This is a genomic window from Amycolatopsis sp. WAC 04197 (assembly GCF_003947475.1).
GTDB lineage: Bacteria > Actinomycetota > Actinomycetes > Mycobacteriales > Pseudonocardiaceae > Amycolatopsis > Amycolatopsis japonica.
Genome location: NZ_QHJK01000001.1, coordinates 84522 through 97859 on the forward strand (window position 1 = coordinate 84522; position 13338 = coordinate 97859).

Below are 13338 nucleotides of genomic sequence, written 5' to 3' on the forward strand. Positions count from 1 at the left end.
GAGGTGTTCAGTCGGGAGTGACGCCGGGCTGCGAGCCCGGGGTGAGCGGCATGTACCGCGTGCCTGCCAGCGCGTAGCCGGTCAGGGAACGCTCGACGGCGGCGGCGACCCAGGCGGGAACGCCGTGGGTCAGGCCGTCGAGGTGACCACCGGGGGCGGAGCCGCCGGGGACAGTCGGGAAGGAAGGCGCGGCGGGAAGCGGCGCCGGGGTGATCGGACGCGGGAAGTCACCACGGTGACCGTCATGCGCCGGAGCGTCCTCGACCTGATCGAAGGCATCGTGCGACTGCGCGAAGGCCGGCATCGGGAGGACGGTCTCGGAGGAAGCGGGGAACTGCGTCGTGGCCAGCTGTGCGAAGTCGGTGACCTGCTCACCGGCGCCGATGGTGTCCAGCGGGGAGCCGGGGTCCACCGGGGATTCGCCGACCGGGAGTTCCGGGACGAGGTCGCCGTGTTTGTCCGGGTCCAGGAGGTCCCAGACGTCGCGGCCGAAGTCGGGCGACGGGGCGAAGGTCTCGTCCAGCACCTGACGGGTGTCCTGTGGCTTGCGCACGATGTGCTCGACGGCACCGAGGGTCCGCTTGACCGGGGTGACCACCGAGGTGTCCGCGAAGTCGGTGACCGCGTCGCTGACGCGGGTGGAGACCTCGTGCTGATCGGCACGGAGATCGCCGCAGTGGCGCTTCGCGGGAGCGGATCCGTTCTCGCCCGGCATCGACCACGTGGTGGCGTCCTGCTGGCCTTCGCCGCACATCGCGCCGGCGACATCGCCGGCGAACTTCGAGGCGCCACCGGAAACGTCGGTCAGCCCCGCCGCGGTGGCGTCGGTGACCGGGGTGACGCTGGTTTCGGGCGCGGAGACCACCGGGGCGATGTCCGCGGAAGCGGAAGCGCCGGAAACGGCCCACGCCGCGGCGGAACCGGCGACGGCACCACCGAGCACGAACAGCGCACGCGAAGCGAGACGGCCGAAGCGCACAGCGCCACGCCTCTCGTTCTTCGCCGCGTTCGTCACTCGGCCTCCTGTCGCTTCGGTTCGTCGTTGCGGGACCGAGGTAAGCAAAGTGCGGAAGGCTTGCGCGAGTTTGAAAGGCCTTGATGGCACGATCGTGTGAAGAACACTCGGTGTAACCCGAAATCACGATCGGTGATCAAGGCTGGCGGAGCCCGGTTACTCCGGAGTCGATCAACGGGCGATGTGTCAAGCGTCGCATCGGGCGAATTCGCCGCTCGCGCGTTGCCCGGAATGTTCAAGAAACGTCGCCTCGGACCGATACGGTGTCCGCGTGAGCGAGCCCCAGCGCAAACAGCCGGAATTCGACCCGGCGAACCCGTTCCTTTCGGAATCCACCGAGGACGTCACCAACCTCGTGCCCCGCGGCCTGCGGATCGGCGCGGCGTTGTCGTGGCGGTTCATCGTGGTGATCGCCGCGCTCTACGTGATCGTGTTCCTCATCGGCTATCTGTCGGTGGTCGTGATCCCGTTGTCGATCGCGCTGCTGCTGGCCGCGCTGCTCGCGCCAGCGGTCTCCAAGCTGACGGCGCTGAGATTCCCGCGCGGGCTGGCGGCCGGGATAGTGCTGATCGCGGGCCTCGCCGTGCTCGGCGGGCTGCTGACGTTCGTCGTCGCGCAGTTCTCGTCCGGCCTGCCGGAGCTGCAGAAGCAGCTGACGGAGAGCCTCAACCAGATCAAGGTCTGGCTCATCGACGGTCCGCTGCACCTGCGCCAGGAGCAGATCCAGGAGTTCATCAACCAGGCGATCAGCTTCCTGCAGAACAACCAGGCCTCGATCACCACCACCGCACTCACCACCGCGGGCACGGTCGGCGAGATCGTCACCGGGTTCATCCTGACGCTGTTCATCCTCATCTTCTTCCTCTCCGGCGGCGACCAGATCTGGACGTTCCTCGTGCGCGGCGTGCCGGGCCGCGTGCGGAACCGGGTCGACGTCGCGGGGCGGCGTGGCTTCGCGTCGTTGGTCAGCTACGTGCGCGCGACGGCGGCGGTGGCCGTGGTGGACGCGGTCGGTATCGGCATCGGCCTGGCGATCGTCGGCGTCCCGCTGGTGATCCCGCTGGCGACGCTGGTGTTCCTCGGCGCTTTCATCCCGATCATCGGCGCGGTGATCGCGGGCGCGGTCGCGGTGCTGATCGCGCTCGTGACGAAGGGTGTCGTCGGCGCGCTGATCGTGCTGGCCATCGTCATCGGCGTCATGCAGCTGGAGAGCCACGTGCTGCAGCCCATCCTGCTCGGCCGCGCGGTGAAGCTGCACCCACTCGCCGTGGTGCTCGCGATCACCGCCGGTCTCGTCGCCGCCGGGATCGCCGGCGCGCTGCTGTCGGTGCCGCTGCTCGCGGTGCTCAACGCCGGTATCCGGTCGCTGCTGCACGAACACGATCCCGATCCGGCCGAGATCGACGTCCTGCGGGATCAGGCGGCGCAGCCGAACGATCCCGGGGAAGAGTCCGAAGCCAAGTCATGACCGAGCCCCCGCTCTGGCGCGCCGTTTCGGCGCTCGGCACGCGGGACCCGGCCACACCGCTGTGGCGCGGGGTGATCGTGCTTCGCGTGACGACGCTGCTCTTCGCGCTCGGCTCGTTCATCGTCCATTACGACGGCTACGCGAATAAGTGGCTCGCGTGGACGTCGTTCGGCGTGATGACGCTGTGGACGGTGCTGAGCAGCGTGTTCTACGCGCGGCCGTCGAGCCGCTGGCCGTGGCTGGTCGGCGTCGATCTCGCGCTGACCGTCGTCCTCATGTTCACCTCGGCGTGGATCCTGACCACCGCGCAGTTCGACGCCAACACCCCGCTCATCACCACGGTGTGGGCGGCGGTCCCGCCCGCGGCCGCCGGGACACGCTTCGGCGCGCTCGGCGGGGTGCTCGCCGGGCTGGTGGTCTCGGTGGTCACCGGGCTGGTGCGCTGGCGGTTCGACGTCGACGTCGCGAGGGACGGCTTCCTGCTGACCGCGAGCGGGTTCGTCATCGGGCTCGCCGCGACCATGGCGCGCCGGTCGGCCGACGCGCTGACCAGGGCGTTGCGCATGGAGGCCGCCACGGCCGAACGGGAGCGGCTCGCCCGCTCGATCCACGACAGCGTCCTCCAGGTGCTCGCGCGCGTGCGCAAACGCGGCGCCGAATTCGGCGGGGAGGCCGCCGAGCTGGCGAAACTGGCCGGCGAGCAGGAGATCGCGCTGCGGGCGCTGGTCACCACCGAGCCGACGCATCCGAGCGAGAACGGGACCACCGACCTCCGGTCCGCGCTGCAGCTTCTCGCGACGCCGTCCGTGCAGGTCTCGACGCCCGCGGGCGAGGTCCAGCTGCCCGAACACGTCACCGCGGAGCTGGTGGCCGTGGCGCGCGAGGCGCTGTCGAACGTCGAGAAGCACGCGGGCGAAGACGCGCATGCCTGGGTGCTGCTGGAGGACCTCGGAACCGAGGTCGTGGTCAGCGTCCGCGACGACGGCCCGGGAATCGCGCCCGGTGTCCTGGAACGCGCGGCGGCCGAGGGACATCTAGGTATCGCGGAGTCCATCAAGGGACGGGTGCGGGATCTGGGCGGGAGCGTCGCCCTGGACACCGCGCCCGGCCAGGGCACGGAATGGGAAGTCAAGGTTCCAGTGGCGGCGAGGGGGAAGCGATGACCGAAGCGCCTCAGGTCTCGGTGATGGTGGTCGACGACCACCCGATGTGGCGGGACGGCGTCGCGCGCGACCTGGCCGAGCACGGATTCGACGTGAAGGCCACCGCGCCGGACGCCCCCGCCGCGGTGCGGATCGCGCGCACGGTCCGGCCGGACGTCGTGCTGATGGACCTCAACCTCGGCGAGACGTCGGGGGTCGACGCCACCCGCGAGATCACCGCGGAACTGCCGTCGACGAAGGTGCTCGTGCTGTCCGCGAGCGGCGAGCACAGCGACGTCCTCGAGGCGGTCAAGGCCGGGGCGTCGGGCTACCTGGTGAAATCGGCCTCGGCGAGCGAACTGGTGGACGCGGTCAAGCGGACCGCGGTGGGCGACCCGGTGTTCACCGCCGGGCTCGCCGGACTCGTCCTCGGCGAGTACCGCCGCATGGCGGACGCGCCGGACGACGGGCCCGCGCCGCCGCGGCTGACCGAACGCGAGACCGACGTCCTGCGCCTGGTCGCGAAGGGCATGACGGCGCGGCAGATCGCGGAGAAACTCGTGCTCTCGCATCGGACGGTGGAGAACCACGTCCAGTCGACGTTGCGCAAACTCCAGCTGCACAATCGCGTCGAACTCGCCCGCTACGCCATCGAGCACGGGCTGGACGAGGAATAGTTCACCCCTGGCCGATCGTCACCACGGAGCGATTCCGCTCGGCGGGCAACGCGGTCTTGACGACCGTCCACTGTGGCCGGTCGAGCCGCCAGCTCGCGACGACGTCCGTGGCGAGCACCAGGCTGTCGTCCTCGGTCCATTCGACCGCGACCCGTTTGAGCTCGGTCGCGATCGGGTTCGAGGGCGCGTGTGTCCAGGTCAGCGTGTCGAGGGCGAGCACCCAGACGTCGGCGGTCTGCGTGGCCGTCCCGGCCCAGGCCGGGTCGCCGAACAGCACGGCGACCTTGTAGCCGTCACGGCTCGGCACCGCGTCGCCCGGCGTGCCGTTGGCCACCGGCCGTTTGACCGGGGTGCGCTGGTTGTTCCGCAGGTCGAGCACGGAGAACTCGGTCAGCTCGGCCAGCAGCATCCGGTCCTTGGTGATCGCGAGGACGCGGGGGAACTGGCGCACGGCGCGGCCGGTGGCGGGGTCGATCAGCACGTCCTCGGCGGTGGCCGTCCCGGTGTTCACCGTGATCAGCAGGCCCTGCGGCACCTCCTGGCGCACCGCCATCGTGCAGCTCGCCGGGCGGCCGCGCCCGCGCTCGACGCCGAGCAGGGAGACGTATTGGAGGCGGCAGAGGTCGTTGCCGTCGTCGCGGATCACCCAGACGCCGCTCTCGTCGGCGGCCGGGGCGACGCTGCGAGCCCTGCCGAGCTTCCACGGCTGGTTCTTGGGGTCGCCGTAGACGAGCACCTCGGACGGCTCCAGGCACGACGGTCCGCAGCGCCCGGCCGACAGCACGACCGGGAACTTGCCGACGCGGAAGACGTCGTTGACCCGGTCACCGCCCGGAGCACCGGGCAACGGCGTGGTGGCGCCGGTGGCGGGATCGAGCATCGAGGGCGGTGAAGTCGCCATGACGAGCCGGAAACCGCTGTAGTCCACCGGTACGCCTTCGAGTTTCGACGGCGGCGGCGATGTCGGCTCCGGGACGGCTTCCGGCGGGTTTGCTTCGACAGTGCATCCGGCCAGCAGCAGGACGGCCGCCAGCAGGGCGGCACAGGGGAGAAATGCGGGTCTGTTCAGGGTTTTTCCCCGATCTCGCGCGTGAGAATCGGTTCTACCATTCCTGGCATGGGCGAGGAAGAGCAGCCGGCGACCGAAACCAAGCCGTTGACCGGACGGGACATCCGGGTCTCCGACGCGGAACGCGAACACGTCGTCGAGGTCCTGCAGAAGGCGATCGGCCTAGGGATGCTGAACCTCGACGAGTTCACCGAACGGACCGACCGCGCCCTCGCCTCGAAGACCCGCGGTGAGCTGAACGCGGTGCTCACGGATCTGCCCGGCCTGGTGCATCCCGAAGCCGGAATGGTGCCCCGGCAGCAGCAGAACCCGTGGGCGCCGCCGCGGCAGCACGCCTACGCGCAGGCGTCCGGGCAGGTCATGGAGCTCAACGGCAAGTACTCGGCGTTGCAGCGCAACGGGAACTGGCTCGTTCCCGAGTCGATGGTGATCCGGAACAAGTACGGCGCCACGAAACTGGACTTCTCCCAGGCCGAGATCCGGTACCCGGTGGTGCACATCGAACTGCAGGCCAAATGGGGGCCGGTGGAGATCACCATCCCCGAAGACGGTGCCGTCGACACCAACTCGATCACCGACATCAAGTTCGGCAACCTCGACGACCGGACCCGCTCGAACGGCCGCCCCGGCACGCCCCGGTTCGTCATCACCGGGCGCGTGCACGGGGGGTCGCTGATCATCAAGTACCCGCGGCGGGGCTTCTTCGGTTAGGCGCCGACCGGGCGCACGTGGCGCAGGTGCCGGACCACGAAGAACGCGACAGCGGCCAGCACCAGCGCGGCCAGCCCGGACACCGCGTGCATCCCGCTGGCGAACGCGTCGTGCGCCGGGACGGCGTCGGCGAGCCGGGACCGGGTGACCGCGTTGCCCAGCGTCCCGACGATCGCGATACCCAGCGCGTAGCCGAATTCGTTGCCGGTCTGCGAAAGCGAGGCCGCCGAACCGGCCTTCTCCGGCGGTACGGAGCCGACGACCAGATCCGTGCCCAGGGTGATCAGCGGGCCGCCGCACAGGCAGGTGATGGCGAAGGCGATCGCCGGGATCACCGGGCCGGTCCCGGGTTCGACCTGCGTCAGCAGCAGGAACCCCGCGATCGCGCCGGCCAGCCCGGTGGCGATCAAGGTCGCGGGGCGGATACGACGGGCGAGGATCGGGGCGGCCAGGAAGCCGGCGGTCGAGGCGAGCATGCCCGGCAGCAGCGCCAGCGCGGCGCCGACCGGCGAAAGCTCCAGCACGATCTGGAAGAACTGCGCGACGAAGAGCATGGTCGTCCCGCCCAGCATGGAGAACGCGCACATCCCGCCCAGCGCCGTCGTGAACGCCCGGCCGCGGAACAACGTCAGGTCGATCAGCGGGTCCTGGAGGGTCCGCTGGCGCCGCACGAACACCACGCCGAAGCCGAGGCCGATCAGGAGCGAGGCCACCGGGACCACGTGCACACCCTCGCGAGCGAGTTCCTTGATGCCGTAGACCGCGGGCAGGATCGTGACCAGGGAAAGCGCGACGCTCGCGAGGTCGAGGCGGCCGGCGTTCTCGTTGCGGTACTCGGGCAGGAGCTTCGGGCCGACGACGAGCAGCAGGACCATCGCGGGGACGCCGAGCAGGAACACCGAACCCCACCAGAAGTGCTCCAGCAGCACGCCGCCGACCATCGGCCCGACGATCGCGCCGACGGTGAAGCAGCCCGCCCAGATGCCGATCGCGAGCGAACGCTGACGGCTGTCGGAGAAGAGGTTGCTGATCAGGGCGAGCGTCGACGGCGCCAGCGTCGCACCGGCGATCCCGAGGATCGCGCGGGCGGCGATGAGCATCAGCGCGCTGGTCGAGAACGCGGCCAGCACGGAGGCCAGCCCGAACGCCGTGGCGCCGATGAGCAGCAGTTTCCGGCGGCCGATGCGGTCGCCGAGGGTGCCCATGGTGACCATGAAGCCGGCGATCATGAAGCCGTAGACGTCCATGATCCACAGCTGCTGGGTGCTGTCGGCGCCGAGGCTCTGGCTGAGCTTCGGCAGCGCGAGGATCAGCACGAACACGTCGAGGGAGACCAGGAAGGTGGGCAGGGCCAGCACGGCCAGCCCGACCCATTCCCGGCGTCCAGCCCGCGTCGGGGTCATGGTGGTCGTCATGGTCCGGTCCTTTCGTCGCTTCGGTGTCTTTCACCTAGGCGTCGAAGCGGTGGACCGGATTTCGACATCCCCCCGGATCCGATTTTGGGAGCGGGGGACCTTTGCTACCGCTTGGCGGCGGCTTGCCTTGCGGACACCGGGTCCGACGTGGCCAAAGCTGCGTCGGCCAGTGCCTCGCATTCGGCCAGTGTCGTGGCCGCCAGGCTCGCCCCGACCGCGCGCACAGCGGGCGCGTTCATCGAGAGGCTGGTCAGGCCGAGCCCGGCCAGCACCAGCGCGAGCCTCGGATCGGCGGCGGCCTCACCGCAGACGCCGGCGGGCTTGCCGGTGTCCTTCGCGGCCTGGCCGATGACCTTGAGCAGGCGCAGCAGGCCGGGCTGCCACGGGTCGTTGAGCTTGGCGACGGCGCCGAGCTGGCGATCCGCGGCGAAGGTGTACTGCGCGAGGTCGTTGGTGCCGACGGAGACGAAGTCGACCGCGTCGAGGATCTCGCGGGCGGTCAGCGCGGCGGCCGGGATCTCGATCATCACCCCCGCGCGGGCGATTCCGGCGGCGCGGACGCGCTCGGCGAACCAGGCGGCCTCGGCGGCGGTGGCGACCATCGGGGCCATCACCGAAACGTAGGCGCCGGAGTCCCGCGCGGCACCCGCGATGGCCTCGAGCTGGCGGTCGAGGATCTCGGGACGGTCGAAAGCGACGCGAAGGCCGCGTACGCCGAGCGCCGGGTTGGGCTCGTCCTCGGGCTCCAGGAACGCGAGGGGTTTGTCCGCGCCCGCGTCGAGGGTGCGGACGATGACCGGCTTGCCGCGGAACGGCGTGAGCACGGCGGTGTAGGCCTTGCGCTGCTCTTCGACGCTCGGCTCGGAAGAGGCGTCGAGGTAGCAGAACTCGGTGCGGAAGAGGCCGACGCCTTCCGCGCCCGCCTCGGCGGCGGCCTGGGCGTCGGTCGCGGAACCGACGTTGCCGAGCACCTTCACCCGGTGGCCGTCGGAGGTCGCGCCGGTGCCGTCCCACTCGATCGCGCCGGTCTTGGCGGCCGTGACGACCTCGGCGTTCGGGTCCGCGACCTCGACGACGCCGGTGTCACCGTCCACCGCAAGCGCTTGCGCGTCGAGCGCGAGCAGGCCGCGGACCGCGACGACGGCGGGAATGCCGAGCGCGCGGGCGAGGATCGCGGTGTGACTGGTGGGGCCGCCCTCTTCGGTGACGAGCGCGAGCACCTTGTCCGGGTCGAGTCCGGCGGTGTCGGCGGGCGCGAGGTCGCGGGCGACGAGCACACTCGGCGACGCCAGGTCGGGAACGCCGGGAGGCGCGATGCCGAGCAGTTCGGCGATGAGCCTGTCACGCACGTCGAGGACGTCGCGGGCCCGCTCGGCCATGTAGCCACCCGCGGCCGCGAGCGCGTCGGCGAACTTCCCCGCCGCCTGGTGCACCGCGCGCGGCGCGTGCAGGTTCTGGTCCTTGACGAGTTGCTCGGCCGAGGAGACGAGCGCAGGGTCGGCCGCCATCGCCGCCGTGGTGATGAGGATCGTCGCGGCCTCGCCGGTCGCCGTCTCGGCGAGCTTCTCGAGCCTGCCCGCCACGATCTGCGCGGCCGGGGCGATCCGGGCGGCCTCGGCGGCGGGATCGGCCGGTGCCGGCGTGCTCGCGGGTTCACCCAGCGGTTCGGCGACCCGGACGACAGGACCGCTCGCGCGGCCGGGACTGACGGCGACCCCGGACAGTGACTCAGACGGCATGGTCTAGACCATATCTCATAGGCGGCGTGAGCTGGCTCATAGCCATCAGCAGAACACAGAAGAGGACATCATTCCAGTTCGGACGCCGTCGGATACGAAGGCTGCGCGCCTTGGCGGGTCACCGTGATCGCCGCCACCTTCACCGCCTCGCGCGCCGCATCGACCAGCTCCTCGCCCTTCGCGAGCGACGCGGCAAGCGCCCCCGCGAAAGCGTCACCGGCGCCCGTCGTGTCGACCGCCTCGACCTTCGGCGACGGCACCTCCGTCACCCCGTCGGCCGTCACCACCGCTGCCCCCTTCGCGCCGAGCGTCACGACCGCGGCCTTCGGACCGAGATCGAGCAGCTTGGGGAAATCCGCCTCGCCACCGAGCAGGAACGCGGCCTCGTGCTCGTTGACCAGCAGCACATCGAGACTCTGCAGCGTCTTCGCGGAAAGCTCGGCCGCAGGCGACAGGTTGAGCAGCGTCTTCACGTGGTGTTCGGCGGCTTTCGCGACGGCATGCTCGACGGTTTCGAGCGGGATCTCCAGCGACAGCACCACGATCTCGGCGCCGTCGAGGTCGACGTCCTCGGGCCGCAAGGCGGAATTGGCGCCGGGCGAGACGAGAATCGAGTTCTCACCGTCGGGTGTGACCGTGATGTACGCGATCCCCGTCGGGCGCTCACTCGTGCGCAGCGAGCCGGTGTCCACCCCGGACTCGGCGAGCGACCGCTTGAGCAACTCGCCGTACGGGTCGTCGCCGACCGCGCCGAGCAACGCGACGTCCGCCCCGAGCCTGGCCGCGGCGACCGCGGTGTTGGCGCCCTTGCCACCCGGCGACAAGATCGTGTCGCCACCGAGTACGGTTTCGCCACCACCGGGTCGCCGATCGACCGGGACGACGAGATCGGCATTGGCGGACCCGATGACCAGCACCTGAGAAGTCATGGAAGAGACGATGCCATGACCAGCAGTTGTCCGGGCATGACCCTTCTCCAGACGAAGATGTGAAGAACTTTGTAACTTTCTCGGCGCGTAGTGCGACAATCAGGCGAGCAGCGGAACGCCGTCACTCTTTCGGGGGATAACCTTCCCCCGGGCGTCACTTCGGCGATCACGCCCGCTCTTGAGATGCGTTGCCGCGTCCAAGCGGTGACGTTGCCCCGATCCCGGCTTCCGCCGGGAAGAGGGCATCGGGTCGCCGGCGTCGATCACGTAGCCCCCCGAGTGATCGGCGCCGGCGGCGCCCCGGTTGACAGGGTGCCGCACTCAGGACGCGACCGTGTTCTGCGGGATTCCGCGATACTCGCCCAGCTTGTCAGGCCGGATCATGGTCATCGCAGCCCGGACCTCCGCGAACGCGGCGTCGCTGAACGCTTCAGGAATCCGGTAGCCGTTCACGACCGGCGGAAGTGAGCGACCGTCGAGGTTCGCCCCGATTTCCCATAGTCCCTTCAGCGTTCGATGACGCTTCGCGAAATCATCGTCGAGGGGAAAGAAGTCGATCATCCGCAAGACGTGTTTGCCATCGGTGACGGTGGTCAGCCGAAGCTCGCGGAGCTCGTCCCAGCCCAACTCGAAGGTCGCCTTGTCGCGGCGGAACCAGCGAATTCCTTCGACCGACACGGTGAACGTGGTGCACCAGGTCGCCTTTTTCCATCGCGCGGGGGTGCAGAACCAAAGCCAGCCCGGAGAGAGGAGCCCGATCGCCGCGATCGTCAGGGTCGCTTCGCGGAGCTCCGTTCCGCGGCCCGCCGTGAAACCCACGATCCCGGAGATGACGGCGACAACGAGGATCACCCCGCAAATGCGCCAGAACTTCGCTGACGACCAGTCGTTGGGCGTGACCGTCCTCGAAGCCGTCGCGGGAAGGCCGGCAGGAGCCGCCACGCCGCCCCGCGGACGAACTGAGGAGAGAGAAAGCGAACTGGTCACGGGTGTTTCGGTATCAGGTTTGCGGAAGCGCTTGTTCCGTCGCCAGTAGGCGAACAAGCCCAAACCTACGAACCCACCGACGCCGGGCGCGATGCTCCACCACGGAACGTCGCTTTTGAAGTCCCGGGCGTAGTACCTGCCGACCTCTTTGACTCGGACGGGTTTGCTTATGTCAGCCGGAGTCAACTCGTCCGGGTACGAGCGCGCCGTCACGACTTCTTGCCTGGAGCCTGACGAATAGGGGCGAACCTCGAGGTCGCAAACCCAGTAGTAGCCGATCCCGGCAATGCTCACCGGCCCTATCTGCTCGCAAGACTTCGCCGTCGCCATGTCGACGAACTTGCTCGTTCCCTCCTCGCCGTGGGACACGATCCCGCGGCCGAGCAGGGTCCAGCAGATCAGCGCATAGAGGAATACGCCGACGGCGAGGCCCGCCACCTTCCAAGGGGATCTACGCGTGACTGTGGGAACCGCTTCGTACCCGGTCAGCAGAAGACCGTTGCTCACTGGATCGACCCGGCCATTCCGATCGTCCGGCGCGAGTTCTCTTCGACCTCGAACCGCCTCACGAACGGTTCTCCAGCGGCTCTGCCGTCGCTGGTCGTGGCTGGACGAGATCAACGAGACGCTTCGCGGCGGCTGCGCCCACCCGCTCCACGAGCACATACTCGTCGCCCTCACTCGGCACGACGTGAACGCTGTAGTACCAGCGGCCGTTGCCCGGCGGAGCAGGCTTCACCACGATGTTGTCGATGTCCGCGTAGAGAACTTTGACCTCAGGGCTATCCCTTTCCTTCCAGCTCAAGGAATCTGTTCGGAACACGAAGATCCCACGGCGTCCTCGGTACAAGGATGCGGCGAGGTAGACGAGCACGACCGCGGTGATGACGAACCGGTCCATCGCCACCTGACCGGATGCGGCGGTCGCCAATGACCAGGTCAGCAGAATCGACCCCAGCAACATCACCGTCAGCCGGGTGAGCGAGGGCCGGCTGGCCGAGACCCGCTTCTCCGTCGAGACGCCCGACGAGGCGTTCTTCAGCCTGACGACCGTGCTCTTGGCCGGCCTGATCAAACCGAGCCCGCCCCTGGCAACTTCCCTCGTGGGCCAACGCGTCAAACCTGGCTTGAAGTTCTCGACCACTGCCGAGAAGCGCTCGGCTTCTTGAAGCCGCAGAAAGGGCGTGAGGAGATATCCGTGATCGGAACGAGTGCAGAAGGCTGCTGCCAGGTCTTCATCCCTCTTTTCACCCACGATCGCGAGGTGGACCTCGACCAGGTCACCTGGGCGTTCCACGAAAACGAAACGCTTGATCCTCGACCAGTGGATTCGGCGTGGCGAACCATCGCGCGCGGTCTGTACGAACCCTCTCGACGTCAACTGCGCGGGAACCAGCGATGCTCCCGACGTGACCCGAAGCCTGCGCCTGGCCGAGGGAATCGCCGCGAGCAAGCCGACACCTGGTAGCAGGAAAGGAAACGCGACCAGATATGTCGCCACATCGTCGGGCCTCAGCCGGACTGTCGCCACGATCATGGTTCCCGCCACCACCAGAAACCCGGCCCCTGTCGCGGCGAAAAAGATGAACGCCGCGACGGACCCGGCCCGATCTCCTCCATCGGGCACCGGCAGTTTCAGCTCGACCGGCAGGTCCAGCGATTCCGGTTCGGCCGGTGCTCGTGTCCTTCCGGTATCGCGCCGCAGGGTCGGTACCAGCCACCTTAGGACGGTCTCGGGACCGACGGCGTAACCGATGAACCCCAGGCCTCCAACGGCGACCAGACCGATCACCGCGAGGAATTCGTAGGGGTGCGGGACATTTCGCTGCCAGTCCTTGGCGGCGTAGTCCACGAACACCTGCTGTCCGCGGTCGGCCGGTGTCAGCTCGTCGGGGCCGAACTCGATCTCGACCGGTGCTCGATCCGGACCTGTCCGCACCTCGGCGACACATTTCCAGTAATAGCCCGCTCCTCGAGCCGAAAGCGGGCCGAATTCGGCGCACTCGCCGACGGTCGCGGTCCCGTCGGCCCCGTTGAGGTCAGAGCCGGAAACGGTGACCGGCAACCCGGCGATCCGGAGAAACGTGAGCACACCGATGACGAACAAAGCCAGCAGGATCCACGCCGCGACACAGGTGACAACGGTTTTCGCGGCCGCTTTCATGACTTCCTCCGAACGACCGAGT

Annotated in this window: 11 protein-coding genes; 4 read left to right on the forward strand and 7 right to left on the reverse strand. The window is 69.0% G+C overall.

Annotated elements, in window-relative coordinates; translation table 11 throughout:
- Window positions 1-7: 7 nt before the first annotated feature.
- A complete protein-coding gene (locus DMC64_RS00405) occupies window positions 8-1015 on the reverse strand; it encodes a hypothetical protein (protein ID WP_125731312.1) in 1008 nt (335 codons plus the stop codon).
- Window positions 1016-1286: 271 nt separating this feature from the next.
- On the opposite strand from DMC64_RS00405, the gene DMC64_RS00410 reads away from it, so the two are divergent.
- Genes DMC64_RS00410 through DMC64_RS00420 form a run of 3 tightly spaced genes read left to right on the forward strand, consistent with a single transcriptional unit; the run spans window position 1287 to window position 4302 of the window.
- The gene (locus tag DMC64_RS00410; RefSeq protein WP_038521967.1) at window positions 1287-2483 is read left to right on the forward strand and encodes an AI-2E family transporter; all 1197 of its coding nucleotides are present in this window, start codon (window positions 1287-1289) and stop codon (window positions 2481-2483) included.
- Complete coding sequence (macS, locus tag DMC64_RS00415; protein WP_037334086.1) at window positions 2480-3646, forward strand: MacS family sensor histidine kinase; 1167 nt, start codon at window positions 2480-2482, stop codon at window positions 3644-3646. The genes DMC64_RS00410 and macS overlap by 4 nt, the downstream gene beginning before the upstream one ends.
- A complete protein-coding gene (locus DMC64_RS00420; RefSeq protein WP_125731314.1) occupies window positions 3643-4302 on the forward strand; it encodes a response regulator transcription factor in 660 nt (219 codons plus the stop codon). The genes macS and DMC64_RS00420 overlap by 4 nt, the downstream gene beginning before the upstream one ends.
- Window position 4303: 1 nt before the next feature.
- Here DMC64_RS00420 and DMC64_RS00425 read toward each other — a convergent pair whose 3' ends face one another.
- The gene (locus tag DMC64_RS00425; protein WP_233629520.1) at window positions 4304-5230 is read right to left on the reverse strand and encodes a hypothetical protein; all 927 of its coding nucleotides are present in this window, start codon (window positions 5228-5230) and stop codon (window positions 4304-4306) included.
- A 189-nt stretch (window positions 5231-5419) separates the two neighbouring features.
- On the opposite strand from DMC64_RS00425, the gene DMC64_RS00430 reads away from it, so the two are divergent.
- The gene (locus DMC64_RS00430; RefSeq protein WP_037334083.1) at window positions 5420-6082 is read left to right on the forward strand and encodes a DUF1707 domain-containing protein; all 663 of its coding nucleotides are present in this window, start codon (window positions 5420-5422) and stop codon (window positions 6080-6082) included.
- Here the strand turns inward: DMC64_RS00430 and DMC64_RS00435 are convergent.
- The 5 genes from DMC64_RS00435 to DMC64_RS00455 form a co-directional block, all read right to left on the reverse strand.
- Window positions 6079-7497 carry an MFS transporter gene (locus tag DMC64_RS00435; protein WP_125731316.1) on the reverse strand — a complete coding sequence of 473 codons (1419 nt, stop codon included), beginning with the start codon at window positions 7495-7497 and terminating at the stop codon, window positions 6079-6081. The two genes, DMC64_RS00430 and DMC64_RS00435, sit on opposite strands and share 4 nt — an antisense overlap.
- A 104-nt stretch (window positions 7498-7601) precedes the next feature.
- A complete protein-coding gene (ptsP, locus tag DMC64_RS00440; RefSeq protein WP_125731318.1) occupies window positions 7602-9236 on the reverse strand; it encodes a phosphoenolpyruvate--protein phosphotransferase in 1635 nt (544 codons plus the stop codon).
- A gap of 68 nt (window positions 9237-9304) precedes the next feature.
- Entirely contained in the window at window positions 9305-10165 is an 861-nt protein-coding gene (locus DMC64_RS00445; RefSeq protein ID WP_125731320.1) for a ribokinase, read from the reverse strand.
- A 321-nt stretch (window positions 10166-10486) separates the two neighbouring features.
- Window positions 10487-11590 carry a DUF6346 domain-containing protein gene (locus DMC64_RS00450; protein WP_125731322.1) on the reverse strand — a complete coding sequence of 368 codons (1104 nt, stop codon included), beginning with the start codon at window positions 11588-11590 and terminating at the stop codon, window positions 10487-10489.
- 127 nt (window positions 11591-11717) lie between these two features.
- Window positions 11718-13316, reverse strand: coding sequence for a DUF6346 domain-containing protein (locus DMC64_RS00455; RefSeq protein WP_125731324.1), 1599 nt, complete (start codon window positions 13314-13316; stop codon window positions 11718-11720).
- Between the last annotated feature and the right edge of the window lie 22 nt (window positions 13317-13338).

Coding starts and splice junctions, on each gene's coding strand:
- macS (WP_037334086.1), top strand. CDS start 2,480: ATGACCGAGCCCCCGCTCTGGCGCGCCGTTTCGGCGCTCGGCACGCGG.
- DMC64_RS00420 (WP_125731314.1), top strand. CDS start 3,643: ATGACCGAAGCGCCTCAGGTCTCGGTGATGGTGGTCGACGACCACCCG.
- DMC64_RS00430 (WP_037334083.1), top strand. CDS start 5,420: ATGGGCGAGGAAGAGCAGCCGGCGACCGAAACCAAGCCGTTGACCGGA.
- DMC64_RS00435 (WP_125731316.1), bottom strand. CDS start 7,497: ATGACGACCACCATGACCCCGACGCGGGCTGGACGCCGGGAATGGGTC.
- ptsP (WP_125731318.1), bottom strand. CDS start 9,236: ATGCCGTCTGAGTCACTGTCCGGGGTCGCCGTCAGTCCCGGCCGCGCG.
- DMC64_RS00445 (WP_125731320.1), bottom strand. CDS start 10,165: ATGACTTCTCAGGTGCTGGTCATCGGGTCCGCCAATGCCGATCTCGTC.
- DMC64_RS00455 (WP_125731324.1), bottom strand. CDS start 13,316: ATGAAAGCGGCCGCGAAAACCGTTGTCACCTGTGTCGCGGCGTGGATC.